We start from the raw sequence: 26,230 nt of genomic DNA, 5'->3' as shown, positions 1-26,230 counted from the left end.
TTAAATTCCGAATCTTAAACGCAGTTCGTTGGGGTATGGGTCAAAGTACACTTGGCTTTGCAAATACGTTTTAGGATGTACGGTAAGGTGATGCTTGAGCAGTGTCAGCGGTACATATAAAGGTACGATACCTTTGCGATATTGCTCTATTGCGCTGCACATCTCTTGCTTCTCGATGCTCGAAAGCTCATTCTTAAAATACCCCTGTAGATGCGTTAACGTGTTTGCTTGATTTTTGCGATTGGCAGGCTTGCTCAGTGCCGACATCAAACCACTGATGTATTTATGTTTCAGCGTCTCTCTATCAAATTTTTTGCCATCACCAAGTAGACGCCCTAAATCTTTATAGGCTTGGTAATTATGGCTCATCAACAGATATTTGTGCTTGGCGTGGAAATTCGTCAGCTCGTGTAGACCGATGTTTTCCGATTGCGTTAGTTCCTGCCAGCTTTTATAGACAAATACCCGCATTACGAAGTTTTCTCTAAGATGCATGTCATTCAATCTGCCATTTTCCTCGCAAGGCAAAAGCGGATTGTGTTTTATAATTTGCTCAGCAAAAATGCCAATACCCTCAGATGTATTACCTGTTCCTGCTTCGTTATAAACCTTAACACGCTCCATTCCGCAGCTTGGGCTTTTGGCGCAAAACACAAAGCCGGAGAGGCTTTGTGTTTGTGAGGTTGCAACCTTTTCACCAAACTCCTTAAGCTTTGGTGCGACATCTTCTTTACCGTCGGGGCGACTAACTTTGATAATGTCGCCTACGCGGATCTGTCTGATAGTTGGTCTTGGAATTGGCATGCCTATCGCAACTTCCGGGCAAAAGCGCACATACTCAACATGTTCGGCGAATTCATCCATACAAAAGTTTGAACGCTTGTGGCCTGAGTCAAATCGCACTTTATCTCCAGCCAAACACGCGCTAATGCCTATTTTTATTGGTGATGAAAATTTCATTTCGCAACTATTCCTTTAATAAATCAACTTACCAATTGGGTTTAACAGCTTACTTAAGCCTTTATTAAAGTGTAGTGCACTGCTTACCACGGTAAAGCACAGGCAGCCTTCTTTTGTGCGCGGAGAATGATTATGTTTGCCGTCTTGCCAAATAAAGTCGCCCGGTACGTATTCACCAGCCTCATCTGCAAAATCGCCGTCAAGCAACAAGGTTATCTCAAAGCCAGTGTGGGTGTGCTCTGGAATTTCGCCTTCCGCACCAATTTGTAAAAGACTTGAGCGTAAGTCGCCGTCTTCTAGCAATAACCGAGAGCGGGCGATTTTGCCTACACCTGAAAACTTGGTGCGATCGATATTCGCAATAGCCCGAGGTAACTGAACATCCCTGCCCTGATAGTTAAATGAGGGTTGGATATATTCTTTAACTTCGTCTATTTCGTCGTCCAGTGTTATCGCTTGCATCATCGCCTCGAAATCGCTGCTTAGTGAAGAGTCGCTGCCTCCTCCAAGCTGAACATTCGCTTCTTGCGCTTCAAGCTGTTGAGTCTTTTTCTGACAACATGGACACATTTCGACATGTGCTGCAATTGCGACACTGATACTTGCAGGCAAATTACCTTCAACAAATTGGCTTAATAATGAATCATTAGGGTGATGCTTTATCATGCTTGATCTCCCATTTCTGCGCGAAGTTTTTGTAAAGCAAGCCGTAAACGTGACTTAACTGTCCCGACAGGTATATTAAGATGCTCTGCCAATTGTTCTTGAGACATTTCTTGAAAGTACACGCCTTTGACTATGTCTCGTTGTGCTGGCGGCAACTTATTGATGTATTTTTGAATTTGCGCCGTTTGCAAGTGATCTTGAAAACCGTCGTCGTCAGCCTGCGAGTCTTGAATTATCGGCCAGATGTCTTCACTGATATGTTCTTCTTTATTACTCTTCATTTTACGCAATGCGTCGAACGACGCGTTACGCATCACGGTATAGATCCACGTTGTGGCTGCGCCTTTATCATGATGATAGAGGTGGGCTTTACGCCACACTGACGTCATCGTGTCTTGTACGAGCTCCATCGCTTGGGCGTCATTACCAAATTGTTTCACACCAAAGCGCCTGATTTTTGGCGCAAAGTACTCAAACAAGAAGGCAAAAGCTTTGCGATCTCGTTTTTCTGCAACCTTAACTAAAGCGTCCGATAACGCTTGAGAGGGAGTTTCTTGCACTGCTTTGCGAGTTCCTGACTGAACGTTGCAATCAATAGATTGCTGTTGGCCTAACATAGCTCACCTTCCAATTTATAATTATAAGCTGTAATACGCTGTAAAACTTGGCATGGATCACTATTTTTCATCTAATACAGTATGTAAGAACTCTGCCACCTGTTCAAATGTTTGTGCTTGTTTTATTTTTAGTTTTTGGGTCATCGAGATGGGTAAGATTTCTAGCCAACGATAAGCAACCCAAAGAGGCTGAGTAAAATGCTTGTCGCGGTACAAATCATCAAGGATTGGGTTGGCGATAAAAACGCTCTGAAGTTTATGAGCAAGGGTTTCGTCAACTAGACTAAATGCTTCTTCACTACATTGCCATGGCGGCCCATCAATAATGTCACAATCGCCATAACGTAAAGATTGTGAGTCTACTTCCACATTACTGATCGCGACGCGCGATAGTGCCTCAACATCAATGAGCAGCTGACCATCATCATCTTGTGAAAAGTCAACAATTTTAACGTGCACGCCTTCTTTTGACACATTGTTCGGCGTATCCGCGAGGTATGGGCATAACACAAAACCTTGCTCTGTTTTCGCGGCCTCTTTTACCATTAATAGATAGCGCTGCTCAAAGATCCGCAAGCGGGTGAACCCGCCTGGAAGCAAGAATATTGGCAATGGAAATAAAGCGAGTTTCATAATTCCCGTTCAAATATACAAAAACTAACGATAATTACGACGGCCCTATTTATCTGGATCAGTTAACGCTAAATTTATGACTATTCCCAAACGCAGTGTTTAGCTATCACGTTACTATTTGAGAATGTGACGCCCTCAGCTTGCAAGCGTGACTTTTGCTCTTGAAATTTACTACTGTCTTCAGGAAAAGAAATGCGCCGTTGGCTATTTACTACTCTGTACCAAGGTAATGTTGAACCTTGTGGTAGGTTCTTCAGCAATTGACCAACCTTTCGGGCATGTTTTGGATAACCAGCTAAGCTCGCTATTTGCCCATAGGAGGCTACCTTCCCAAACGGGATACCGCCAATTACGGTGAAAACCTTTTCAGCGAGTTCTTGCTGAGGATTGCTGCTTTTCATATTGAATATTTAACTCTTTTAATTTGTCCCAAAAATATCTTGCTACCGGTCCATGGTGTGAAATATGCAAACGATACGCGTGGATTTCAGCTTCAAACTCGTCTTTTCTATCAAACACCCTCACTTGTTGCAAAACACCAGACTCTAATTCTTCTCTACAAAGGTCAAGGCCGATTAAGGCATAGCCCATACCTTGTAATAAGTATCTTTTTATTGCCAGTGCGTCATCGAGTTTCATGACATTGTTACTATTTCTGTATGCCAAGCGCTCACTATCAAACTTGAATTTACTTTCTTTCATTGCAAGAGATGGGTATTGCGCAAGCTCCGAAAAACTAAGCTCTGGTGGCATATAGCCCGTTAATGAGACTAAGCCTAATTTTACGTGTCCAATCGGCATTGATTCTAAATCGCCAGTTGAATGAAAAAGATCAAACCAAGGGCCAATGCCAAGGTTTGCAATCCCCTGTGTGACTTGCTCAAGCGCAAAAAAACGTTTACCACTTGAGATGTTCATTTCAGTTGCGGGAAACTTAATGAAGGCATTGCCTAATACTTGATCAATCTGGTTTTGATATACGATCGGTTCGTAACAGATGTTAAAGCTTGGTTCATTACCCGCCGCGAATTCAGTCGCGAGTAATGACAAATCTCTATGATGATTAAGTAATTTTTCGGCTTCAAAATAAAACCGACGACCTTGCTCTGTTAACACATTGCGATATTTCTCACGCTCAAAAAGGGCAAATCCCAAAGATTGTTCTAATCTTTTAATTGATTGAGAGACCGCAGGCTGTGTCTTATGAAGCTTATTTGCCGCTTCGGTTAGGCTAGGCGCTTCAACAACGGTGCAAAACGCTGCTAAGTCCGAAATCTTCATAAATAAATCTTATGCAGTATAGAATGTTTTATAATTTTTATTTTATATGTAATTCCATTATTCTGCACGCATTAAAATTGACGTTGTCATGGAGAACAAAATGTTAAGAGTGTTTTCTGGAATTGTGCTGGCTACCCTATTAGTGGGTTGCCAAGAGCAAGCAGAACAAGCCCCAACAGAAGCCCCTAACCGACCAGTTAAAATTCACACGGTTTCGGACCCCAATAGCAGCACGCTTCGTAGTTTCCCTGCTGAAGTGGTGGCAAATCAAGGCTCCTATCTTGCCTTTCGTGTGAATGGTGAACTTATCGAGTTTCCAGTTCTCGCAGGCCAAGACGTACAAAAGGGGCAATTGCTAGCTAAGCTTGATCCTGAAGATTTCAATCTGCAATATGAACAACGTAAAGCCCAATTTGAACTCGCTAAATCGCAGTTATCGAGAATTGAGCCGTTATTTGAAAAAGGCATAGCGACTAAAGCTGAGTTTGATAAAGCAAACGCAGACAAGCAAGTTGCGGAATCTGCATTTAAAATTGCTAAAACAAACCTTGAATATAGTGAGTTAAGAGCACCATTTAGCGGCACGGTTGCTAAGGTATTTGTCAAAAATTACGAAAACGTGGTAGCAAAGCAAAATATCCTTCGCCTTGAAACACGCGATATGATGGATGTAGTTATTCAAGTACCTGAGCGCATCGTTGCACGTGTTGATAAAGATTCGGATTACAAACCGACCGTTGTTTTTGATGGCTACCCTAGTAAGTCTTACCCGCTTACGATTAAGGAATGGGATACGCAGGCAGACCCTGCAACCTTGACCTACAAAGTCGTATTTAGTCTTCCAATCCCTGAGGACTTTAATTTGTTCGCAGGTATGACAGGCCATGTTTACGTCGACCCAAGCAAAATTACGAACCGTGAAAATACAGCAATCATCGTACCTAACCAAGCAGTATTCTCAGATAAAAAGCAAGGCACAGAGGGGAATAGTTACGTATGGGTATATCAAAGTGATAATCAGACGGTAACAAAACGCGAAGTCACCGTTGGCCAACTTAATCATACCGGTATTGAGGTAATGTCGGGTCTTGAACCTGGTGAAGAAATTGTTGCTGCGGGCGTGCATTACTTGCAAGAAGGCGCAAAAGTGAGACCTTGGACTAAAGAAAGAGGTCTGTAATATGAGTTTAGCCAAGTGGTCAATTGAGAATAAGGTTATCAGTTGGATGTTTGCCTTGCTCCTGCTTATTGCTGGGGCGGTATCCTATTTGGGCTTAGGCCAGCTAGAAGATCCTGAATTCACACTAAAAAAAGCCATGGTCGTGACCATGTATCCTGGTGCATCGCCACAACAAGTGGAAGAGGAAGTCACCTTCCCGATTGAAAATGCGATTCAATCTCTGCCGTATGTTGATTATGTTACTTCAATTTCTTCTCCCGGTAAGTCGCAGATCACTGTTGAGATGAAGAGTAAGTACCGTAAGAAAGACTTACAACAGATCTGGGATGAGCTGCGCCGTAAAGTAAATGATCTCTCGCCGAAGCTACCGCCAGGTGTTATGACGCCAAGCGTTATCGACGATTTTGCTGATGTTTACGGTGAACTTTACGCGATCACCGGTGAAGGCTATTCGTATGATGAGCTAAAAGACTACGTTGACTTTTTAAAGCGCGAATTAGTGCTAGTAGAAGGTGTGAGTAAAGTCACTGTTGCGGGTGAGCAGCAAGCACAAGTGATCGTCGAAATATCAACACAAAAACTGTCACAACTCGGCATTGCGCCTAGTTACATTTTCTCGTTGTTACAAGCTCAAAATACGGTATCTAATGCGGGTAAAATACGCGTTGGAGACGAGTCTATTCGCCTGCACCCTACTGGTGAGTTTACAGACGTTGCAGAGCTAGAGGGTTTACTTATCTCAAAGCCCGGCGCCAAAGAGCTTATTTATTTGGGTGACGTGGCAAAAGTAACACGCGAATATGCGGAGGTGCCGAATCATATTACACGTTTTGATCAAAAGCGTGCACTGCTGGTTGGGGTTTCTTTTACTTCTGGTGTAAATGTTGTTGAGGTGGGTAAAGAAATCGAACATCACTTACAGCAATTAGAATATCAGCGCCCTTACGGTATTACGATCAACACAGTTTACAATCAACCAACAGAAGTAGAAACCTCGGTTGATGGTTTCATCGTTAGCCTTTTAGAGGCCGTTGCCATTGTAATTATCGTTTTGCTTATTTTTATGGGTGTAAAGAGTGGTATTTTAATCGGCGGTATTTTGCTTATTACCGTGCTGGGTACCTTTATCTTTATGAAGATATTCGCCATTGATTTACAACGTATTTCATTAGGTGCTTTGATCATTGCACTGGGGATGCTAGTCGATAATGCCATTGTAGTGACTGAAGGCATTTTGATTAATATTAAACGGGGTCAATCTAAAGTAAAAGCTGCTGTGAACATTGTTGAACAGACAAAATGGCCACTTCTTGGCGCAACCGTTATCGGGATCACCGCATTCGCTCCGATTGGCTTAAGCTCCGACGCCAGTGGTGAGTTTGCAGGCTCGCTATTTTGGGTGTTGTTAATTTCACTACTGCTAAGTTGGGTAACGGCTATTACACTGACGCCATTTTTTGCCAATATGATGTTTAAAGGGCCTAAAGAAAAGTCATCAGATACTAGCGAAGAAGACGACCCTTATAAAGGTGTGATCTTCACCGTGTATAAATCCATGCTGACCTTCTGCCTTAAAAATCGTGCTATTACTATTATTTCTATGGTACTGCTATTAGTCGCTGCAGTTGTTGGCTTTAAATCGGTTAAGCAATCTTTCTTCCCAGCTTCAAATACACCGATGTTCTATGTGGATTACTGGCATTATCAAGGTGCAGATATACGCAGCACGGCGCAGAATGTTGAGAAAATTGAATCCTTTTTACTGGCCGATCCGATGGTTAATGAAGTAACTGCAACGATTGGGCAAGGCGCGCCTCGTTTTATGTTGACCTATTCGCCTGAAAAACAATACGACGCTTATGGCCAGTTAATTGTACGTGTAAAAGACCGAGAAGCAGTAGTGGCTATGATTGCCAAGCTTCGCGATTATGAGCTTGAAAATGAGCTAGACGGACGTCTCAAAATAAAGCGTATGGAAATTGGTCCTTCAACTGATGCAAAAATCGAGGCTAGGTTCTCGGGACCAGACCCTGTTGTGTTACGCCAACTAGCTGAAGAAGCCAAAGGTATTATCAGCCAAGACGAGAAAGCGTTTAATATTCGTGACAACTGGCGACAAAGAACCAAGCTGGTACGCCCACAGTTTAATGAATTGAAGGCGCGTCGATTGGGGATCAGTAAATCAGACTTAGATCAGTTGCTACTGACTTCGGTGTCAGGTAACAAGGTAGGGTTATATCGAGATGGTACACAACTGTTGCCTATCATTGCGCGCTCTCCTGAGGAAGAGAGGCTCAATGTTGAAAATCTTGGTGACTTACAAATATTCAGCCCTGTCCTTAGCGTCTACGTACCAGTTTCACAAATCGTGGATGATTTTAGTGTCACTTGGGAAGATAGCCTGATCATGCGCCGCGACCGTAAACGTACCATCACGGTAATGGCTGATCACGACGTGATAGGTGATGAAACCCCAGCTAAGTTATTTGCAAGAGTGAAGGCGGATATCGAAGCCATTGAGCTACCCCAAGGGTACGAGATGCAATGGGGCGGCGAGTATGAGTCGTCAAGCAAAGCGAAGAAAGCCATTTTTGGCTCATTACCAATCGGTTATTTAGCGATGTTTATGGTCACTGTATTGCTCTTTAACTCGGTGAAAAAGCCATTAGTGATCTGGTCAACCGTGCCGCTTGCTATTATTGGGGTAACGGCAGGCCTTGTTTTACTACAAGCACCATTTAGCTTTATGGCGCTGCTAGGCTTGCTAAGTTTATCCGGCATGTTGATTAAAAATGGTATTGTACTGATGGATCAAATAAATATCGAAATAGACTCTGGTAAGTCCCCTTACCAAGCGGTATTTGATTCTGGTGTGAGTCGTGTAAGGCCGGTGTCTATGGCTGCTATCACAACCATACTGGGTATGATCCCGCTATTATTTGACGTGTTCTTCCAGTCCATGGCGGTCACCATTATGTTCGGTCTTGGTTTTGCGACCATACTGACGTTAATTGTATTACCTGTGTTACATTGCGTGTACTTTGGTATCGAACAACCAAAAGACTAGTTGAGCGACATCCACCTTCTTCGGAAGGTGGATGTTATTATCGCTTTCGCTGTTTATCTTTCACCTTTAAATCGACAGGAGTGCTACAGCCACCAACTGTCTAACTTATCTGCAACAAGCTCAGCCCTCCAGCCTAACGCAAGATCGGGTTTCATCAGCAATTGCTTTTCTTCCGGTGACTTTTTCCACGACCAGCTGATCACCTGATTGATTTGTTTTTTCGAAGCAAACACATCAACAGGAATATCGTTAGTTTTGGCGACTTCGGCGATAACCTGTTTGATATCCTTGCACGCTGCTTTGTAACCTTTGAAGTCGATAAGTCTTCTCACGCGTTGTGGACAATCTTGTTCACTTACTTCTTTTGCTTTTTCTATACAGGCGAGAATTTCTTTGCCAGAGCGATTAACTTCCATTGGCTCAACACCTGGAACATTACGTAAACTGCCCAGTGAGCTTGGACGACGTTTAGCAATTTCGACCATGTTATGTTCTTTAAGCACGAAATTTAGCGCTAAGTTCTTTTTCTCTGCCTTCGCTCTGCGCCACGCTGCAAGTTCTTTTAGAGTAGCAAGATCTCTAGGCTTAAGTTGCCACACGTTTTTGACATCAAGATAAAGTACTTCATCAGGTTGGCGGAAGCTCCTCTTTTGGGCAAGCAACTCACTCTCTTGAAGCACTATGTTAAATAGCTGCTTTTCATTTACTCGCGCTTGAATAGTCTCAAAACATGGCAGTAAATGATATACATCGGAGGCGGCGTAATCTAATTGGCTTTGAGTTAAAGGGCGGCGTAACCAATCTGTTCTGGATTCACTTTTGTCAATGTCTACGTCTCTAAGTTGCTTCACCATATTAGCAAAACCAATACAACTCCCCTCACCTAACAACTGTAAAGCAAACTGGGTATCGAAAATTGGTGATGGGATAAAACCTGCAAACTTTAGAAATACTTCGATATCTTCTGACGGAGAATGAAGTACTTTTAAAACACTAGTATCTGAAAACAACGTCCACAGCCTACTAAAATCCATATCGGCTAGTGGATCGATAAGGGCAAGGTGGTTACCATCAAAGATCTGTAACAGAGCAATTTCTGGGTATAGGGTGCGGCGACGCATGAACTCGGTGTCGACGGCGAGCACTTTGGCTTTCGAAATAGACAAGACAAATTCATCTAGTGCTGTTTGGCTTTCAATAACTTGATACTGCACTGTTACTCCCATGCAATTTACATAACTAGCCATATCACGCTAGTTATAAAAAAGCCGGCTAGTGCCGGCTTTATTTGTTATTCTTTTAACGCTCTACGCAGTATTTTACCAACGTTAGTCTTTGGTAGTTCATCTCTAAACTCAACTAGTTTTGGTACTTTATAGTTCGTTAGATTATCTCGGCAATGTGCAATTATATCTTTTTCTGTTAAAGATGGGTCTTTTTTAACAATAAAAACTTTAACTTGCTCACCACTAACCTCATGAGGCACGCCAACCGCTGCAACTTCCAACACGCCTTCGTGCATGGCAACGACTTCTTCGATTTCATTAGGGAAAACGTTAAAGCCAGACACTAAGATCATGTCTTTTTTACGATCAACGATGTAGAAGAAACCGTCATCATCATAAGTAGCGATATCACCCGTTGCAAACCAGCCGTCTTTTAAACATTCGGCGGTTGCGTCTGGACGGTTGTAGTAACCAGCCATCACCTGTGGTCCTTTAACACACAGCTCACCGGGCTCACCTTTAGGTGTTTCATTGCCGTTGTCATCAACTATCTTAATGTCAGTGCTTGGTGCAGGTAAGCCAATAGACCCGTTGTAGGCTTCAAGATCGTGTGGGCAGATAGTAACTAGCGGCGCACATTCTGTAAGGCCATAACCTTCCATCAGCTTCGACTTTGTCACCTTCTGCCAGCGTTCAGCGACAGGGCGTTGTACAGCCATACCACCACCTAAAGACATTTTCAGGGTTGAAAAGTCGAGGTCGGCAAACCCTGGTGTGTTTAACAGGCCATTAAATAGCGTGTTTACACCGGTGATAGCGGTAAATGGAACTTTTGCCAACTCTTTTACAAACGCAGGCATGTCACGCGGGTTGGTGATCAAGATATTGTGACCACCGTACTTCATAAAGGTCAAACAATTCGCTGTTAATGCAAAGATATGGTATAGCGGTAGTGCCGTGATAACGACTTCTTTTCCTTTAACTAATACTGTATCTAAACAGCCTGAGACTTGCTCTAGGTTTGCTACCATGTTGCCATGAGTCAGCATCGCGCCTTTAGATACGCCAGTTGTACCGCCAGTGTATTGCAAGAAGGCAAGGTCACTTAGCGTCACGTCTGGTTTACTGTATTTTGCAGGATCTGCTGCAATTACTTGTTTGAAAGGAATGGTATTTGGCAGGCTAAAGTCAGGCACCATTTTTTTGAAGTGCTTAACAACAAAGTTCACCAGATGCTTTTTGAAGCCACCTAACATGTCACCAATTTCTGTCAGCACTACATGCTTCACACTGGTTTTTGGTAAGGCTTGCTCCAGTGTATGGGCAAAGTTTGCAAGAATAAAGATAGCTTTTGACTCGGAGTCATTTAGCTGATGCTCTAATTCGCGCACGGTGTAAAGCGGATTGACGTTTACAACGGTACAACCAGCACGTAGTACACCTAAAATAGTAACTGGGGTTTGCAACAAGTTTGGCATCATGACAGCAACTTTATCGCCACGGCCAAGTTTCAATTCATTTTGTATATAACTAGCAACTGCTTTGGTCTTTTCATCAACTTGCTGATAAGTCAGTGTCTTACCCATATTGGTGTAGGCTGGATACTGAGCATAATCTGCAAAACTTTTTTCAAATAATTCAAGCAATGAGTTGTAATGCTCTGGGTCGATAGTTTCAGGCATACCTTCTGGGTAGCGCTTAAGCCAGATTTTTTCCACTCTTAGCTCCTGTGTTCTCGTTATTTTTATATTCACCCTAAACCATAAACGATGTAAGGCACTTTAACAATTGAGCAAATACTCTAAAAACGCCATATTCCCACAATATCTGAGGATTTACAATCTAGATGCTGTTGAAACGTAGGCTTTAGCGCTCTTTGTGAACTTTTCTTTCCATGATTAGTTTATTCTTTACGCTCCTTCAGTTGTGAACGATGTTTTGTCGCAGTTTTGGTGTGCTTCAATTAGCTTATAGCAAATTTCCGGGTTTTCCATATGGCAATGGTGGCCGCCAGGTATTTTCTCAAGCTTGAGTGAGTCGAAACAGCCTTTAAATTGACTATATTGTCTGACAATCATGTTATAGCCTTGTTCCGCTAACACCAGTAAGGTTGGAATGGTAATCCCATTGAGCGCGGATTTTGCCTGCGAGATGGAATACCTAAATCCAGAGTGGTGCTTTAGCCTAGGGTCTAATGCCAGTTGCACGCCTTCACTGTGCGGCAGGGTATTTCTTGCCATAAGCAGCGCTGCTATTTCTACGGAAACATCACTGATTTTACTGCGCAGTTGCGTAAGTGTATTTATATCAGGATAAACCCGTGGTTCAGATTGTTTTAATTTATCTCGGGAATTAAACGCATTAATGAGCTGGGTTTTGGTGTCACTCTCTGAGGTACTCACAATTCCTATTCCCTCGATTAATACCAAAGATAAACAGCGTGTTGGATAGCAGCTTGCAAACAAGTTAGCTATCATCGCCCCCATAGAATGACCAACAATATGGCACGTTTTGATTTGTGCTAAATCTAAAAAGTACTTTAAGTCATAGACATAGTCGATAAAGTAATAAAAGGCGTCGGCACTTTTCCAATCTGAGTGTCCATGACCTGGTAAGTCAAGCGCTATATGCGTGTATTGTGTATTGCAAAATGGCGCAAACGGCACAAAACTGTTGCTATTATCTTGCCAACCGTGAAGGTAGATAACGGTTTGCTCTCCTTCTCCCCAGTGTTGGTAGGAGAATGGCCCGATTTTTTGTTCTTTTATCGCATATAGAGACATCGACGAATTCTTTTAGTGTTCATTGTACCATCATTGATTTATCATCTTACCGTGACATATTTGAACTTACTACTTTGATTTGTTGAAAATATTTTTATCGAACATCCATTTTATTACGAATGCGTTTAAATTGATCAAATAGTAGAGAATCACAAACCTTCATCACGATAAGTACACGGGAATAACAATGAATTTCAAAACTAGCCTTTTGGCCTCATTTGTTGGATTAGTATTTGCGGCTCCGACACTGGCTGCTCCAAAAAACATTATTTACATGATTGGCGACGGTATGGGGCCGGCTTACACAACGGGCTACCGTTATTTTAAAGATGACCCTTCCACGAAAGTGGTTGACCCAACGGTTTTTGACTCTATTTTGGTTGGTATGGCGCATACCTACCCAGACGACGACACGGTTGTAACAGACAGTGCTGCGGGCGCAACCGCCTTAAGTACAGGAACGAAAAGCTATAATGGCGCAATTGCGGTAGATACCCATAAAGACCATTTGGAAACGATGCTCGAAGTGGCGAAAAGAAAAGGTAAAACAACCGCGCTTGTTGCAACATCGCAAATCAACCACGCAACACCTGCAAGTTTCGCGTCTCATAATGAATCACGTCGTAACTATGACGACATTGCCAATGATTACATAGACAATAAAATCGCAGGAAAATTACCTGTAGATCTTATGCTTGGTGGTGGCACTAAATACTTCATTCGTGAAGATAGAAACCTAGTTAATGAATTTAAAGACGCAGGTTATCAATACGTCGATGCTTTATCTAAGCTTGATACGCTAAATAAAATTCCTGCGATGGGTCTGTTCGCAGAAGTAGGTCTGCCATTCGCAATTGATGAAGAGCCTCAGCGCCTAACTAAAATGACTAAAACGGCATTATCATTATTGGAAAACCAGAATGATAAAGGCTTCTTCTTAATGATTGAAGGTAGTCAGATTGACTGGTGTGGACATGCTAATGATATCGCTTGTGCTATGCATGAAATGGACGACTTTGCAGAGTCAATTAAGCTGGCAAAGGCTTTTGTTGATAACAACCCAGACACTATCTTGGTGATCACAGCAGATCACTCTACCGGTGGATTAACGCTTGGTGCGAATGGTCAGTATCGCTGGGAGCGTGATGTGGTAGCTAAAGTGAAAGGTTCAGCGGGCGAGATAGCAAAAGCACTCACAAAGACAAAAGACGTTAAAGCAACATGGCAAGATCTCACAGGTCTTGAGTATGACAGTGCGACTGAGCTAAAAGTAAAAGAAGCTCTTTCACAAGGTCCGAAGGCGCTTAGTGTTGTCGTAAAAGAGGCAATTAGTGATGCATCTTTCACTGGTTGGACAACGGGTGGTCACACCGCTATCGATGTACAAGTGTTTGCCCATGGTAAAGGTAAAGAAGCGTTTATCGGCTCGCAAAACAATACCGCAATTGCTGATAAACTGATTGGATTTATTAAAAAGTAAAAATCTTCATCTATTATTTCAAACAAAGAAGGTCAGCATTTGCTGACCTTCTTTGTTATCGAGTCTTGGAAGAGATAATATACCAATTAGCTTTAATACTTGCTCAATTTGAAGGAGCAAATCTGACGCTAACGGCGTTAAAAATTTCTCATTTAGAACAACTAAATAGCAAAATTTTCGTCTTGTTATCGACAAGATTTTCTCGCCTCAAAATAGACCACTTAATTAAGCGAATTGGTATTACGCGTAAACAGAAACGCCAATCATACCTTTGATCTCATCTCGTCTTGCTTCCGTTGCAATTGCTTTGTATTCACTAATTGCCTGTCCAGTACGAAAGTTAGGGCGGTCGTAGATAGTCGAACGTTGCTGCGATTGGAACTGCTCCACCAACGCAATGCCCCTTTCACTGGTTTTGATCTGAGCGGTATTGAGCTTAGCCGTACTCACTTCTTCAATAGCAGGGCTCACCGCCTTTTTAGGCTGTGGCTTTACTTGATATGTACCTGCTTGTTGAATGATTGAATTTAGTTTCACAGTTTAGCTCAATAAATACGAAGTGCTTGTATAAAAATACGCCTTTATTCTCGACCTGGCAACTTTTTCCACGTCACAGTATCCCTTACATATTGCGGCTGGGCGTCAGCTGCATCCACAGATAAGCCTTGTGTGAAACTATCGTCGGCTATAAACAGCATGTAATAAGCATCCGGTAACGTGATATTGTCAATGATTTCGCAGTCAAGCTGTGTGGCAAGCTCTGAGAATGTTTGCCACCCTGTACCAACACCGGCCGCGCCAGTTGATGTAAAATCGATATTTTCAGGTTTAATAACTGTTTCTTCGGTGCTCGGTTGAATAACACCACGAGTTTCGCCGTTGTATTGGCATAAGTAGATCTCACCCATACGTGCATCTATTGCTGACACTACACTGGATTTACCTGTTTCCATGTATGCTTGTTGCGCCATCGCCTGCAAAGTTGAAACGCCAACCAACTTAAGACCTGAAGAATAAGCTAAGCCTTGCGCAACCGCTGTACTTATTCTAACCCCAGTAAAACTGCCCGGCCCACGTCCAAACACAATGCCATCAAGTTCACTAAGCGTGATATCGGCTTCGCGTAAAATACGTTCAACTAAGGGAAGTATCTTTTGGCTATGCTGCTGTGGGCAAACCTCGAAGTGGCGAATAAACTTGCCTTCATAGTGCAATGCAATACTGAGTGCTTCGGTGGAGGCGTCTATGGCCAACAGGTTATTTTTCATTTTTATCAATATTCTCTAAAAATCGGATTGCCTTGTTTAAGTCTCTCGTGCGAGACATATCGGGCAAACTACTTAAAAACGTCTGGCCGTATTTTCTCGTAACTAAGCGATTATCGCAAATAATCAGTACACCTTTATCGTTAGCATCACGAATTAATCGCCCAACCCCCTGTTTCAACGCGATAACAGCTTGGGGGAGTTGTATTGCATCAAAGGGTTCTAATCCACGCATTTCAGCGTCTCGCATGCGCGCTTGCAACAAAGGATCATCTGGTGAAGCAAATGGTAGTTTATCAATGACAACACAACTCAAAGTGTTACCTCTCACATCCACGCCTTCCCAAAAAGAAGCTGTGCCAAGTAGTACGGCGTTACCGTGCCGAATAAATTGCTCTAAAATTATCCGTTTCGATGCTTGACCCTGCATAAAAATGGGATATTGCAGTGCCGTATTCAGTCCTTCGTAGACTAAATGCATCGCGCGATAACTGGTAAAGAGTAAAAATGTACGCCCTTTTGCCGCTTCAATCACCTGTTTTGCAAGCTTTACCAGCGCATGTGGCATTAAGTCGTCACGGGTTTCTGGCAAATAGCGTGGCAGGCAAAGCAAGGCTTGCTGCTTATAGTTAAATGGGCTATCAACAATAAATTGTGAGGTCGGTTTGAGTCCTAAGCTACGACTAAAGTGCTCAAGGGAATTATCAACGGATAAGGTAGCGGAGGTAAATACAAAGCTTGCCTCAGTGGTTTTGACAATTTGTGCAAACTTACTTGATACATCAAGCGGCGTGATATGAATAGATAAAAAGCGCCTTGTGGTTTCGAACCAGTAACTAAATCCAGTTTGACTGGTATCAAAGGCACGTTCAAACTGATTTTTAAAGGTCATGACCTTTTCAAATGGGTGTTCTATTTTTTCACTTCTATCCAGACAAAGTTTGAGCACTTTATAGAGAAAGTCTAAGTTAGCTATCACTCGATGCATGGCATCGCAAATTGGTTTATTCGCCAGCGCCTCACGCCAATCACCACGGGCACCATCGCCACCAAATACCAAACGCAAATCGGCGACACTGGTTTCCAATTTATTGAGTGTTTTGCCAAGTTGCAACATATCTGGAATATCAGAACGGTAGATCACCCTTAAATCGTTAATAAGCGCCTGCAAAGCTTTAGTGCTGATAGTCTCACCAAAGTAGTCACTGGCTATTTCTGGTAATTGATGTGCTTCATCGAAGATATAGCTATCCGCGGTTGGCATTAGCTCCGCAAAGCCTAAATCTTTTACGGCCATATCGGCAAAAAATAAATGATGGTTGATCACCACAACATCGGCATCGACTGCCTTTAATCTTGCCTTTCGGATATAACAGTCTTCGTAGTCTGGGCACTCTTTCCCTAAACAGTTATCTGCAGTTGAGGTAACGTAGGGTAATACCTTTGCGTCTTCTTCGATACCCACACAGTCGGCTAAGTCTCCACTGTGTGTTTCAGAAGCGAACTTTGCAACCATGGCAAGTTGGTGCATAACATCTGGGTCGTCGGTTGGCACATGGCTCAAATGCTGTGATAAACGATAAGGGCAAAGGTAATTGGCCCTACCCTTTAGCAAAGTGACTTTTTTCCCACTGCCAAGCACCTTTTTTAGGGTTGGCACGTCACGATGGAATAATTGCTCTTGCAAGGCCTTAGAGCCGGTTGAGACGATGACTTTACCTTTAGACTGAAAGGCAGGAATGAGATAAGCAAACGTTTTACCAGTCCCTGTTCCAGCTTCGGCGATGCATTGTCCACCATTTTGTATGGTTTCTTCTACTGCAATAGCCATATCAATTTGGGGCTGCCTTGGTTGATAGCCTGGGAAGTGCTGGGCTAAAGGCCCCGTAGAAGAGAAAGTCGTAGATACAGCCAAAGTAATGTAGTTTACAAACAGACAGGTCGCGAAATTGTATGTGGCTAAGCACCAAATCGCAAGTAATCATTCAAAACCAGCATACCGACACCAACAATGATTGCCTTCAATTAAAAGTTGCGGTGATTAGCTGAAGAAATGGTAAACAAGCAAATGAGGAGAAGCGCAGTGCTTAAATAAAATACTAAAACAGCTATACTATCAGGAAAACACAGGGGCTAACGCGAGCACAGACAGACCTACAACGAATCAAGCTATAAGGTTCTTTACTGATTTATACGGCATGTTATTTCTCCAGTGTAAAATGGTGAACGGTCAGGTTAAATTAGCTTTGGCTTGACGTGGTGGCTACTGGCCCTAGTGAAATTTGTTGAGCATAAAGATTGAGGGAAAAGCCGTGCGGTATAGCTACACGGCTTAAATATGTACAAAATAAGTCTATTTTGGTCAACAGTTACTTTGTTCAGCTAACAGTGATGGTTGGATCCCATTGATAATATCCTAAAAGCGACTGGCTTTGACCATCTGAACTAAGCGTATATAACGCAAACTGAACTTGAAAGTTTTCAGTGCCTGAGTTTCGCACCTTAGAATCCAGCGTCATAAAGTTTGTGCTTACATGCGCCGCTGGTAAACCATTATTGTTGCCGGAATTAACATTTGGAACTGCTGCTTCAGTGCGATTTACGCTGTTAGTCACAAACGTGTTAAATACCTGAGTACCACCAAATTGTTTGATCCCGTAGATAATCACTGCATCATCGGCGTTGCCGTAAATCGACGTGCCGCTAAAGGAAACATTGTCCCCAGCGTTTGCTCTAAAGTTTAGTACCGCAGTACCTTGTCCACTAACAATGCCTCTGGGATCTGAAGCAATCATAAACTCACTGTTATGATCTATAGGTGTGGGATTATTTTGGTCTTGGCTTGGGTGGGGGTAATGCGCTTTCACGTACTCTGTATCAATGACAATGAGCACATTAATGCTTTCTGAAGATGCTTCTAATGTTGACATGACATTCCTCTCCTATCGGATGAAATTTACAAGAAATTAGTGATCCCTCTCTTGTGGCGTCCTGCACATTCACCATATCATCGAATCACTTTCTTTCACTTAACTTAAAATGGATTTACGGCCTAGAATTTTTATCCTAGCCACCATTTCGTTTATAAACATAGGTGTGAAAATGCTAGATTTGAATTACACGGCATTACACCTTTATAAAAAAAATATCTTATTTTTTAATATGGTTGGGGGTAGCGGTTACTAACTTTTTGAAAGGCGGCAGTTTTTCTGGTCTAAGTATTGCGAAGACGAAAAATATCTTTACCAGTTCTGGAAATGTATTGGCACCGAGGTGAAGTGAGTTTAAACTAACAGACGCAACAAAACATTTTACGATCACGCCCATGTATCTAGATTCTCACCTTTATGTTCTTCGTGAGATTTTTCCTCCTCATCCTCTTCATCTTCGCTTTCTTTAATTTTTTCATGCTCAGCAGCTTGGCGTTTAAGTTCGATCTCGGTTTTTAAATCTTTCTTAACTTTTTCAATCTTATAGTGCTGCACACCAGCTACATGAAATGCAGACTTATGAGTTACATCTAGCCGTACGATTGGGCCTAAAAACGGTTTAAACGCATCCATATATTTCTCCACTAACCTATTGTTGATCTTACTTATTATCGGCTGTTATAAGCTATTCTTTAATTTGCGTTAAAAAATGATTGCCAAATAGAACAATAATGTGTTTATCTATAAATGAACTTTTTGAACAGCAGATATATTACAAAGGTAACATCATGCTAATGACACTGACAGCAATTCATCATCACCATCATCATACGGGATAACCTGTCAGGTATTTCGCTGGTGGGTTATTCCTTAAAGGAACCTCCGGCGAAGCAAAAAGTATAGTCAAAGTTTATTTCGCCCCGAGGTTCCGCCTCGGGGTTTTTCGTTTAAAGAATTAGGAAATAAATAATGAGCAACAGCAACCGTTTAAGAATCGCAATCCAAAAATCAGGCCGTCTTTCAAAGGATTGTCAAGCCCTACTCAAACAACTTGGTGTAAAACTAAACCTACGTGAACAGCGTTTGATCGCCCACTCTACCAACATGCCTATTGATGTACTTAGAGTACGTGATGACGATATTCCCGGCCTTGTAATGGACGGCGTTTGTGATTTAGGCATTGTCGGCGAAAACGTGTTAGAAGAAGCTCAAGCTGAGCGTGTTCGCAACGAGCAGTTTGCTGAAGTCACTAAACTTTCAAGACTGGACTTTGGCTTTTGCCGTTTAGCACTGGCGTGGCCACAAGAGCTAGGTCAACAGGATAAAGCGTGGTTTAACGGCAAACGCATCGCAACCACCTACCCTGAGATTTTAAAGCAATATCTAAAGCGTGAGAACATTGATGCTAGCGTGGTCATGTTAACGGGCTCGGTAGAAGTAGCACCTCGAGCAGGCCTTGCTGACGCCATTTGTGACTTAGTATCAACCGGTGCAACGCTTGAGGCTAATGGCCTTATGCAAGGCGATACCATCTTAGAATCTAATGCTTGCCTCATTCAAAATTCAGCATTGACTGACCAAAGTAAGCTTGCGCTTATCGATAAGTTAATGCCACGCCTTAAAGGGGTGAAACAAGCAAAAGAAAGCAAGTACATCATGATGCATGCACCAAAGAATAAGTTAGATGAAGTATGTGCATTACTTCCAGGTACAGGCCAACCAACTTTACTTGCACTTGCTGGCAGTGATGAATATGTTGCACTTCATATGGTTAGCTCTGAAACCCTATTTTGGGAGACAATGGAAGAGTTAAAGGCGCTCGGTGCTAACTCTATTCTCGTCATGCCAATTGAAAAGATGATGGAGTAACAGCATGTTTGATTGGCAGCAAGCCACCAGCGAGCAACGCAGCGAATGCTTGAGCCGTCCTGCGGTCAAAGTGGGCGATAAAGTAAAAGCAGCAGTTGAAAAGATAATTGATAACGTCGCTCGCAACGGCGACAACGCATTACTTGGTTATGCCGAGCAGTTCGACGCACGTATTAATCCAAGAATACGGGTAACAGGATCAGAGCTTATTGAAAGCGAATTTGCGTTAGCACCTGAACTTAAAAGTGCTATTGACCAAGCGTATAGCAACATTAAGAAGTTTCACCAGTTGCAGTTACCACAAAGCAAGAAAATTGAGACTCAGCCAGGTGTGACCTGCGAGCTCAGATATCAAGCGATAGAAGCCGTGGGTTTATATGTGCCAGGTGGTAGCGCGCCACTGCCTTCTTCTGTCTTGATGCAAGGCGTGTGTGCGCAGCTAAGTGGTGCAAAAACAATCGTGTTGGCGACGCCGGTTAAAGGCGGTAGCCAAATACATCCTGCGATTTTGTATGCGGCTAAACTGTGTGGCGTTACGGATGTGATTGAATGTGGTGGTGCAGGTGCAATCGCTGCCATGGCGCTAGGTACTAACAGCGTACCAAAAGTGAACAAAATTTTTGGTCCAGGCAATAGCTTTGTCACAATGGCAAAACAGCTGCTTTCTCAGTCAGTGCCGGGACTTGCGATTGATATGCCGGCAGGCCCTTCGGAGGTGTTAGTGATTGCAGATAAGGGCGCTAATCCAGAATTTATCGCCGCCGATCTACTTTCTCAAGCGGAGCATGGGGAAGACTCGCAAGTCATATTATTGGCGTCTGACAGTCAACTTATCGAAGAAACTGAAGCTGCAATCGAGCGTCAACTAAGCAAGCTTAGTCGCGCTGATATTGCCAGAGCTGCGCTTAAAAACAGCACGCTGATTTTAGTTGAGAGCATAGAGCAAGCATTTGAAATCTCAGCAGAGTATGGGCCAGAACACCTAATCTTACAGATAAGAGATGCAGAGCGTTTCCTGCCGCTAGTAAAAAACGCAGGCTCAGTGTTTGTTGGTGACTATACGCCAGAATCAGCAGGTGACTATGCGTCTGGCACCAACCATGTATTGCCAACCTATGGTTATTCAAAAACCTACTCAAGTTTAAATCTGATGGATTTCTATAAGGCTTACACAGTACAAACCATCACAAAAGAAGGCCTTCGTGGTTTGCGCTCTGCCATTTTACCTTTGGCACAAGCTGAGGGCCTAGATGCACATGCGAACGCCGTTAAAGTGAGGTTGGAGAATAATAATGACTAATATTGCGTTACCAAATAATATTGAAAAGCTTAAGGCTTACAGCTCTGCAAAGAGTGCAAAGTTGACCGGCACCACGTGGCTCAATGCCAATGAAAGTCCATACGCTCGTGTGCTTGAAATGTGCTTTGATAACTTAAACCGTTATCCAGATCCGCAACCTCAAGCGGTAATTGATGCCTATGCAGGCTACGCTAAGGTCGAGCAAACAAATGTACTGATGACGCGTGGAGCCGATGAAGGCATTGAGTTATTAGTACGCACATATTGTGAACCGGCCAAAGATAGCATTGCAATCTTTACCCCTACCTATGGTATGTACAAAGTAACGGCAGACACCCACAACATCGCTATTAATGAATTAAGCCAAGCGCAGCTTGCTAATAACGATGTGGGTTCACTCATCAGTGCAATTGGTGACGCTAAATTGGTATTTGTGTGTAATCCAAATAACCCAACTGGCGCAATACAACCTGCCAGCAAAGTCGCTGCACTTGCTGATAAGCTTAAAGGCCGAGCAATCGTGGTCGTTGATGAAGCTTATATTGAGTTCTGTGAAGAACAAACCTGTGTCGAGCTTATCAAAGAGTTCTCAAACGTTGTTGTGCTGCGTACGCTATCTAAAGCGTTTGCACTGGCAGGACTGCGCGTTGGCTTTATGTTAGCGAGTGAAGCGCTATTGGCACCGGTGAGAAAAGTGATTGCGCCCTACCCTGTTTCTACAGTCGTGGCACAAATAGCAGCAACAGCGTTAACGTCAGATGCGATAACGCAGATGCGCCGGCAAGTCTCTATTTTGAACCTAGCAAAAAAGAAGCTTATACAATGGCTACAAGACAGCGAGTTCGTAAGCGCAATATTATGCGGCGAAGGCAACTTTGTTACTTTACAGCTAACCGACAAACAGTTTGTGGAGCAAGCGATGCGCCAGGGGTTAATCATGCGGCCATTTGTGCTGTTTGGCGAGGACAACTGGCTGCGGATCTCTATCGGCAATGAGCAGGAATTAAAACAAGTAGAAAACTGGCTGAAACAATGCCAAGTGACTGAGGAAGTATCATGAGCGCCCCCTATTTATTCATCGACCGCGATGGCACTATTATCGAAGAGCCAATAACCGATAAGCAAGTGGATAGCCTAGAGAAATTGGCACTATTACCCAATGTGATCCCAGCGTTATTACAACTGCAGTCGTTTGGTTATAAGCTAGTGATGGTATCTAACCAAGATGGTCTCGGTACAGATAGCTTCCCTAAAGCTGATTTTGATGCGCCTCAAGATAAAATGATGCAAATCTTAACAAGCCAAGGGATCCGTTTTGAAGAAGTACTGATCTGTCCTCACTTTGACGAAGACAACTGCCAATGTCGCAAACCTAAAATAGGATTACTCACTGAATTAATGCGCTCTGGTAAAGTGAACCTTAGCAAATCATTTGTTATTGGCGATAGGCAAACCGATATTCAGCTTGCAGAAAACCTTTGCATTGAAGGTATTCTCTACAAAGATAACTGGCCTGCTATTGTGACGCAGTTAACCACCTTAAATCGAAGAGCACAAATTGCCAGAAATACCAAAGAAACGCAGATTTCGGTAGCGATAAATCTGGATCAACAAGCAAATGGAGAGATTTCAACGGGGCTTGGTTTTTTCGACCACATGCTAGATCAGATCAGAACTCACGCTAACCTTGGCCTGAATATTCAGGCGAAAGGTGACTTACATATAGACGAGCACCACCTCGTAGAAGACATCGGTATTGCCCTTGGTCAGGCTTTTAAGACTGCGCTTGGCACAAAATCACAAATCGCACGTTATGGCTTTGCGCTGCCTATGGACGAATGTAAAGCAGAATGTCAGTTGGATTTATCTGGACGCGCGTCTTTTGTACTTAACGCTGACTTTACAAGAGATAAAGTGGGCGACTTGGATGTACAAATGGTTGAGCATTTCTTTAAATCCTTCGCGGATAATGCGGCAGTGAGTTTAATTTTGAGCGTAAGCGAAGGTAATGCCCACCACCAAGTTGAGGGTTTATTCAAAGCATTTTCTCGTGCTATTCGTATGGCAATTGCAACAGACGCGTCACAGCAAATGGCAAGTTCTAAGGGGTGTTTATGATTGCAATTATTAATACTGGTTGTGCCAATATTAACTCAGTGCGTTTTGCATTTGAGCGCCTTGGTGTCACGCCTGAAGTGATCACTGCACCGGAGAAGCTAGCCCGCTTTGAGCGAGCCATTTTACCCGGCGTCGGCCACGCTAATGTGGCAATGAAGCGGTTAAATGAGCAAGGCTGGGCAGACGCAGTAGCTGACTATCAACGGCCTTTGATGGGGATTTGTTTAGGGATGCAGCTGCTTTGTCAATCGACTGAAGAAGGGGATATTCCGTGCTTAGGTCGCATTCCGGGTAAGGTTGAGTTATTAGAGACTAACGAGTTAACTGCACCGCATATGGGCTGGAATAATCTTCGTGTGGTGAAGCCCCATGCGCTCACTACAGGGCTTAGTGAACAAGACCAAGTGTACTTTGTACACAGTTTTGCGCATACCATCAATCAATCGACACTGGTTTCGGGTGAGTACGGTCAAGCGTTTTCTGCGATTGTTGCAAACGACAATTATGCCGGCATGCAATTTCACCCAGAGCGTAGCGGCAAAGTTGGCGCGCAGCTTTTACAAAACTTTATTAATTGGCAGCTATAAAAGGACGAACAATGATTATTCCGGCTTTAGATGTATTAGAGAACAATATTGTTCGTTTGTATCAAGGCAAGTACGAAACCGCACAGTTTTACCCATTTAATTTAGCTGAGCGTTTACTTGAATACCAAAATGCAGGCGCAGCCAAGCTCCATTTGGTGGATTTAGAAGGCGCTCGTGACCCGAGCAAAAAGCAATGGCGCACTATCCAAGCGGCGACTAAGGCTTTATCTGTTCCCTTTCAGGTAGGCGGAGGTATTCGCAGTATAGACGACGTAAAGCAATGGTTAGATGCCGGAGCTGCCCAAGTGGTGATTGGCTCAATGGCGGTAGATAAACAGCAAGAAGTTGCTGCGTGGATTAAAGCATGTGGCGCCGACAAATTCGTGATAGCACTTGATGTGAACAAAACCGAAAGCGGCTGGTCTCCAGCCACTCACGGCTGGCTAAATGATGCGAAAAGCGATCTATTCGAGCTGTTAGATTTTTATGTTGAGCAAGGTGTGAGTGATTTCTTATGTACGGATATCAGTAAGGATGGCACGATGACAGGTCCATCGTTTTCCTTATATGAAGACATAACCAAACATAACGGTGCAATTAAAGTACAAGCATCAGGGGGCGTGAGCTCTCTTGACGATATTGCACAGCTTGCAAAGCAACAAGTAGGTGGAGTAATACTTGGCAAATCGCTACTTGAAGGTGTATTTAGCGTTGAGGAGGCTCTAACATGCTATCAAAACGCATAATTCCTTGTTTAGACGTAAAAGACGGTCAGGTGGTCAAAGGCGTTAAATTCCAAGGCCATGAAGTCGTCGGTGATATTCTTGATCTCGCCCAGCGTTATAGTGAGGCAGGTGCTGATGAACTGGTGTTTTATGAGATCAGTGCTAGCGTAGAAAAGCGTTTACTCGATGTGAATTGGGTAGCTGAAATTGCCAGACATATCGATATACCATTTTGTGTAGCTGGTGGGATTAAATCAGTGGCTGATGCGGCTCGAGTGCTTGAGCAAGGCGCAGATAAGATCTCGATTAACAGCCCTGCCATTGCAAGGCCTGAACTCATTAAAGAGTTACATGACGAATTTGGTAAGCAATGTGTGGTTGTCGGCGTAGACAGCTTCTATGATAAGCAAACTCAGGAATATTTAGTATACCAGTTAACTGGCGATCCGAATGCGGCAAGTCGTACTCGATACAAAACGCACGAATGGGTCAAACGAGTTCAAGATCTTGGCGCTGGAGAGATTGTACTTAATTGTATGAATCAAGATGGCGTGCGCAATGGCTATGATATAGGGCAGCTCAGCGCGATTAGGGCGCTGTGTAAAGTGCCACTTATCGCTTCTGGCGGCGCGGGTCGTATGCAAGACTTTGTTGATGTATTTAAACAAACTAATGTCGATGGCGCCTTGGCTGCAAGTGTGTTCCATAAAGGCGTGATTGACATTCCAAAGCTCAAGCAGTTCTTAATAAATAATGATGTGGCGGCACGACAATGATTATTAATAAACAAAACATAGCAAAAGTAGATTTTGATAAATCAGCACTCATTCCCGCTATCGTACAAGATGTGTTAACTGGGGTAGTATTGATGCAAGGCTTTATGAACAGAGAAGCCCTTGAAGTGACATTAGAAAAGCAACTCGTTACTTTTTATTCGCGTTCAAAATCGCGCCTTTGGACCAAAGGTGAAACCTCAAACAATGTATTGACCTTAGTGGAAGTGCATACCGATTGTGATAAAGACAGCCTGCTGATTTACGCAAAGCCACAAGGTCCAACTTGCCACCTTGGAACCGAAAGCTGCTTTGCGGAAACCATGCCAGAGCTTGCATTTTTAGGAAAGCTTGAGCGAGTGATTGCCCAGAGGAAAAATGCATCACCTGAAAGCAGCTATACCGCCTCTTTATTTGCTAAAGACTTAAGCCGTAGTTGTCAAAAAGTGGGAGAAGAAGGGGTTGAAGTGGCGCTCGCGGCGATGAAAAACGACAACGAAGAGTTGCTCAATGAGTCCGCAGACTTACTGTATCACCTCATTGTCTTACTTCAGAGGCAGGGCCTTACACTCAGTGAGGTGGTCAGTACGCTCAAAGATAGGCATAAGTAATTTGCGCTTTGGGTAAGTAATCATTTCGTCTATCCCTTCGTTGGCTTGTTCCAGACATCGTGCCGAAACAAGCCAGCTTAGTAAAATTGGGATAAACCTGTAATTAGATCAACTCCTGTTCATATAAATAAGGTAAACTTCTCATAGTCTTACAACTAT

25 protein-coding genes are annotated in these 26,230 nt (G+C 43.2%); 11 read left to right on the top strand and 14 right to left on the bottom strand.

The window, feature by feature from the left end:
- The 6 genes from L1271_RS05840 to L1271_RS05815 form a co-directional block, all read right to left on the bottom strand.
- Entirely contained in the window at window positions 1–960 is a 960-nt protein-coding gene (locus L1271_RS05840; RefSeq protein ID WP_235367289.1) for a YbgA family protein, read from the bottom strand.
- 15 nt (window positions 961–975) lie between these two features.
- On the bottom strand, window positions 976–1,626 hold the full coding sequence (locus L1271_RS05835; RefSeq protein ID WP_174169198.1) for a ChrR family anti-sigma-E factor: 651 nt from the start codon (window positions 1,624–1,626) through the stop codon (window positions 976–978).
- Window positions 1,623–2,243, bottom strand: a complete 621-nt coding sequence (locus tag L1271_RS05830) for a sigma-70 family RNA polymerase sigma factor (RefSeq protein WP_039495233.1) — start codon at window positions 2,241–2,243, stop codon at window positions 1,623–1,625. The genes L1271_RS05835 and L1271_RS05830 overlap by 4 nt, the downstream gene beginning before the upstream one ends.
- 60 nt (window positions 2,244–2,303) lie before the next feature.
- Complete coding sequence (locus tag L1271_RS05825) at window positions 2,304–2,876, bottom strand: LON peptidase substrate-binding domain-containing protein (RefSeq protein WP_235367286.1); 573 nt, start codon at window positions 2,874–2,876, stop codon at window positions 2,304–2,306.
- An 80-nt stretch (window positions 2,877–2,956) separates the two neighbouring features.
- The gene (locus L1271_RS05820; RefSeq protein ID WP_102058080.1) at window positions 2,957–3,277 is read right to left on the bottom strand and encodes an MGMT family protein; all 321 of its coding nucleotides are present in this window, start codon (window positions 3,275–3,277) and stop codon (window positions 2,957–2,959) included.
- On the bottom strand, window positions 3,243–4,157 hold the full coding sequence (locus L1271_RS05815) for a LysR family transcriptional regulator (protein WP_010605459.1): 915 nt from the start codon (window positions 4,155–4,157) through the stop codon (window positions 3,243–3,245). The genes L1271_RS05820 and L1271_RS05815 overlap by 35 nt, the downstream gene beginning before the upstream one ends.
- Before the next feature lie 100 nt (window positions 4,158–4,257).
- Between L1271_RS05815 and L1271_RS05810 the strand changes: the two genes are divergently transcribed.
- Both L1271_RS05810 and L1271_RS05805 read left to right on the top strand, forming a co-directional pair.
- A complete protein-coding gene (locus tag L1271_RS05810; protein WP_010605460.1) occupies window positions 4,258–5,337 on the top strand; it encodes an efflux RND transporter periplasmic adaptor subunit in 1,080 nt (359 codons plus the stop codon).
- Between the two features lies 1 nt (window position 5,338).
- The gene (locus L1271_RS05805; RefSeq protein ID WP_235367277.1) at window positions 5,339–8,404 is read left to right on the top strand and encodes an efflux RND transporter permease subunit; all 3,066 of its coding nucleotides are present in this window, start codon (window positions 5,339–5,341) and stop codon (window positions 8,402–8,404) included.
- Between the two features lie 83 nt (window positions 8,405–8,487).
- Here the strand turns inward: L1271_RS05805 and rnd are convergent, their stop codons facing one another.
- The 3 genes from rnd to L1271_RS05790 all read right to left on the bottom strand — a co-directional run bounded on the left by rnd (window position 8,488) and on the right by L1271_RS05790 (window position 12,413).
- A complete protein-coding gene (gene rnd, locus L1271_RS05800) occupies window positions 8,488–9,618 on the bottom strand; it encodes a ribonuclease D (RefSeq protein WP_102058084.1) in 1,131 nt (376 codons plus the stop codon).
- A gap of 77 nt (window positions 9,619–9,695) precedes the next feature.
- On the bottom strand, window positions 9,696–11,348 hold the full coding sequence (gene fadD, locus L1271_RS05795; RefSeq protein ID WP_010605463.1) for a long-chain-fatty-acid--CoA ligase FadD: 1,653 nt from the start codon (window positions 11,346–11,348) through the stop codon (window positions 9,696–9,698).
- A gap of 192 nt (window positions 11,349–11,540) precedes the next feature.
- Complete coding sequence (locus L1271_RS05790; RefSeq protein WP_102058085.1) at window positions 11,541–12,413, bottom strand: alpha/beta fold hydrolase; 873 nt, start codon at window positions 12,411–12,413, stop codon at window positions 11,541–11,543.
- Between the two features lie 187 nt (window positions 12,414–12,600).
- Here L1271_RS05790 and L1271_RS05785 point away from each other — a divergent pair, with 187 nt between their 5' ends.
- Window positions 12,601–13,893, top strand: coding sequence for an alkaline phosphatase (locus L1271_RS05785; RefSeq protein WP_235367259.1), 1,293 nt, complete (start codon window positions 12,601–12,603; stop codon window positions 13,891–13,893).
- A gap of 240 nt (window positions 13,894–14,133) precedes the next feature.
- Here the strand turns inward: L1271_RS05785 and L1271_RS05780 are convergent, their stop codons facing one another.
- From L1271_RS05780 to L1271_RS05760, 5 genes are all read right to left on the bottom strand, one after another.
- Window positions 14,134–14,430 (bottom strand): hypothetical protein, encoded by a 297-nt coding sequence (locus L1271_RS05780; RefSeq protein ID WP_235367258.1) that lies wholly within the window; start codon window positions 14,428–14,430, stop codon window positions 14,134–14,136.
- Between the two features lie 44 nt (window positions 14,431–14,474).
- Complete coding sequence (gene tsaB / locus L1271_RS05775; protein ID WP_102058088.1) at window positions 14,475–15,161, bottom strand: tRNA (adenosine(37)-N6)-threonylcarbamoyltransferase complex dimerization subunit type 1 TsaB; 687 nt, start codon at window positions 15,159–15,161, stop codon at window positions 14,475–14,477.
- The gene (locus L1271_RS05770; RefSeq protein WP_235367256.1) at window positions 15,151–16,989 is read right to left on the bottom strand and encodes an ATP-dependent DNA helicase; all 1,839 of its coding nucleotides are present in this window, start codon (window positions 16,987–16,989) and stop codon (window positions 15,151–15,153) included. The genes tsaB and L1271_RS05770 overlap by 11 nt, the downstream gene beginning before the upstream one ends.
- Before the next feature lie 547 nt (window positions 16,990–17,536).
- Complete coding sequence (locus L1271_RS05765) at window positions 17,537–18,088, bottom strand: inclusion body family protein (RefSeq protein ID WP_102058090.1); 552 nt, start codon at window positions 18,086–18,088, stop codon at window positions 17,537–17,539.
- Window positions 18,089–18,475: 387 nt separating this feature from the next.
- Window positions 18,476–18,721, bottom strand: coding sequence for a hypothetical protein (locus L1271_RS05760; RefSeq protein WP_010605471.1), 246 nt, complete (start codon window positions 18,719–18,721; stop codon window positions 18,476–18,478).
- 336 nt (window positions 18,722–19,057) lie between these two features.
- Between L1271_RS05760 and hisG the strand changes: the two genes are divergently transcribed.
- From hisG to hisIE, 8 genes are read left to right on the top strand one after another with little or no spacing between them, the layout of a single operon-like run.
- Entirely contained in the window at window positions 19,058–19,957 is a 900-nt protein-coding gene (gene hisG, locus L1271_RS05755; protein WP_102058091.1) for an ATP phosphoribosyltransferase, read from the top strand.
- 4 nt (window positions 19,958–19,961) lie between these two features.
- Window positions 19,962–21,257, top strand: coding sequence for a histidinol dehydrogenase (hisD, locus tag L1271_RS05750; RefSeq protein WP_235367254.1), 1,296 nt, complete (start codon window positions 19,962–19,964; stop codon window positions 21,255–21,257).
- Window positions 21,250–22,317: a histidinol-phosphate transaminase gene (gene hisC, locus L1271_RS05745; RefSeq protein ID WP_102058093.1), complete on the top strand. Its 1,068-nt coding sequence runs from the start codon at window positions 21,250–21,252 to the stop codon at window positions 22,315–22,317. The genes hisD and hisC overlap by 8 nt, the downstream gene beginning before the upstream one ends.
- Window positions 22,314–23,375, top strand: a complete 1,062-nt coding sequence (gene hisB / locus L1271_RS05740) for a bifunctional histidinol-phosphatase/imidazoleglycerol-phosphate dehydratase HisB (RefSeq protein ID WP_235367252.1) — start codon at window positions 22,314–22,316, stop codon at window positions 23,373–23,375. The genes hisC and hisB overlap by 4 nt, the downstream gene beginning before the upstream one ends.
- Window positions 23,372–23,962 carry an imidazole glycerol phosphate synthase subunit HisH gene (gene hisH, locus L1271_RS05735; RefSeq protein ID WP_235367251.1) on the top strand — a complete coding sequence of 197 codons (591 nt, stop codon included), beginning with the start codon at window positions 23,372–23,374 and terminating at the stop codon, window positions 23,960–23,962. Before hisB ends, hisH begins: the two co-directional genes overlap by 4 nt.
- Window positions 23,963–23,973: 11 nt before the next feature.
- On the top strand, window positions 23,974–24,708 hold the full coding sequence (locus L1271_RS05730) for a 1-(5-phosphoribosyl)-5-[(5-phosphoribosylamino)methylideneamino] imidazole-4-carboxamide isomerase (protein ID WP_211865532.1): 735 nt from the start codon (window positions 23,974–23,976) through the stop codon (window positions 24,706–24,708).
- Window positions 24,690–25,463 carry an imidazole glycerol phosphate synthase subunit HisF gene (gene hisF, locus L1271_RS05725; protein ID WP_235367249.1) on the top strand — a complete coding sequence of 258 codons (774 nt, stop codon included), beginning with the start codon at window positions 24,690–24,692 and terminating at the stop codon, window positions 25,461–25,463. The genes L1271_RS05730 and hisF overlap by 19 nt, the downstream gene beginning before the upstream one ends.
- Window positions 25,460–26,071, top strand: a complete 612-nt coding sequence (hisIE, locus tag L1271_RS05720; RefSeq protein ID WP_174169182.1) for a bifunctional phosphoribosyl-AMP cyclohydrolase/phosphoribosyl-ATP diphosphatase HisIE — start codon at window positions 25,460–25,462, stop codon at window positions 26,069–26,071. The genes hisF and hisIE overlap by 4 nt, the downstream gene beginning before the upstream one ends.
- The last annotated feature ends 159 nt before the right edge of the window (window positions 26,072–26,230 follow it).

Origin of the sequence: Pseudoalteromonas sp. OF5H-5 (assembly GCF_021530695.1) — a bacterium.
Classification (GTDB): domain Bacteria; phylum Pseudomonadota; class Gammaproteobacteria; order Enterobacterales; family Alteromonadaceae; genus Pseudoalteromonas.
The sequence above is the reverse complement of the archived record's forward strand: the minus strand, read 5'-3'. Positions and strand labels throughout refer to the sequence as shown.

Excerpts from the sequence above, each read along its gene's own strand:
- L1271_RS05840 (WP_235367289.1), bottom strand. The coding sequence starts at position 960 with ATGAAATTTTCATCACCAATAAAAATAGGCATTAGCGCGTGTTTGGCT.
- L1271_RS05835 (WP_174169198.1), bottom strand. The coding sequence starts at position 1,626 with ATGATAAAGCATCACCCTAATGATTCATTATTAAGCCAATTTGTTGAA.
- L1271_RS05830 (WP_039495233.1), bottom strand. The coding sequence starts at position 2,243 with ATGTTAGGCCAACAGCAATCTATTGATTGCAACGTTCAGTCAGGAACT.
- L1271_RS05825 (WP_235367286.1), bottom strand. The coding sequence starts at position 2,876 with ATGAAACTCGCTTTATTTCCATTGCCAATATTCTTGCTTCCAGGCGGG.
- L1271_RS05820 (WP_102058080.1), bottom strand. The coding sequence starts at position 3,277 with ATGAAAAGCAGCAATCCTCAGCAAGAACTCGCTGAAAAGGTTTTCACC.
- L1271_RS05815 (WP_010605459.1), bottom strand. The coding sequence starts at position 4,157 with ATGAAGATTTCGGACTTAGCAGCGTTTTGCACCGTTGTTGAAGCGCCT.
- L1271_RS05810 (WP_010605460.1), top strand. The coding sequence starts at position 4,258 with ATGTTAAGAGTGTTTTCTGGAATTGTGCTGGCTACCCTATTAGTGGGT.
- L1271_RS05805 (WP_235367277.1), top strand. The coding sequence starts at position 5,339 with ATGAGTTTAGCCAAGTGGTCAATTGAGAATAAGGTTATCAGTTGGATG.
- L1271_RS05790 (WP_102058085.1), bottom strand. The coding sequence starts at position 12,413 with ATGTCTCTATATGCGATAAAAGAACAAAAAATCGGGCCATTCTCCTAC.
- L1271_RS05785 (WP_235367259.1), top strand. The coding sequence starts at position 12,601 with ATGAATTTCAAAACTAGCCTTTTGGCCTCATTTGTTGGATTAGTATTT.
- tsaB (WP_102058088.1), bottom strand. The coding sequence starts at position 15,161 with ATGAAAAATAACCTGTTGGCCATAGACGCCTCCACCGAAGCACTCAGT.
- L1271_RS05770 (WP_235367256.1), bottom strand. The coding sequence starts at position 16,989 with ATGGCTATTGCAGTAGAAGAAACCATACAAAATGGTGGACAATGCATC.
- L1271_RS05765 (WP_102058090.1), bottom strand. The coding sequence starts at position 18,088 with ATGTCAACATTAGAAGCATCTTCAGAAAGCATTAATGTGCTCATTGTC.
- L1271_RS05760 (WP_010605471.1), bottom strand. The coding sequence starts at position 18,721 with ATGGATGCGTTTAAACCGTTTTTAGGCCCAATCGTACGGCTAGATGTA.
- hisG (WP_102058091.1), top strand. The coding sequence starts at position 19,058 with ATGAGCAACAGCAACCGTTTAAGAATCGCAATCCAAAAATCAGGCCGT.
- hisD (WP_235367254.1), top strand. The coding sequence starts at position 19,962 with ATGTTTGATTGGCAGCAAGCCACCAGCGAGCAACGCAGCGAATGCTTG.
- hisC (WP_102058093.1), top strand. The coding sequence starts at position 21,250 with ATGACTAATATTGCGTTACCAAATAATATTGAAAAGCTTAAGGCTTAC.
- hisB (WP_235367252.1), top strand. The coding sequence starts at position 22,314 with ATGAGCGCCCCCTATTTATTCATCGACCGCGATGGCACTATTATCGAA.
- hisH (WP_235367251.1), top strand. The coding sequence starts at position 23,372 with ATGATTGCAATTATTAATACTGGTTGTGCCAATATTAACTCAGTGCGT.
- L1271_RS05730 (WP_211865532.1), top strand. The coding sequence starts at position 23,974 with ATGATTATTCCGGCTTTAGATGTATTAGAGAACAATATTGTTCGTTTG.
- hisF (WP_235367249.1), top strand. The coding sequence starts at position 24,690 with ATGCTATCAAAACGCATAATTCCTTGTTTAGACGTAAAAGACGGTCAG.
- hisIE (WP_174169182.1), top strand. The coding sequence starts at position 25,460 with ATGATTATTAATAAACAAAACATAGCAAAAGTAGATTTTGATAAATCA.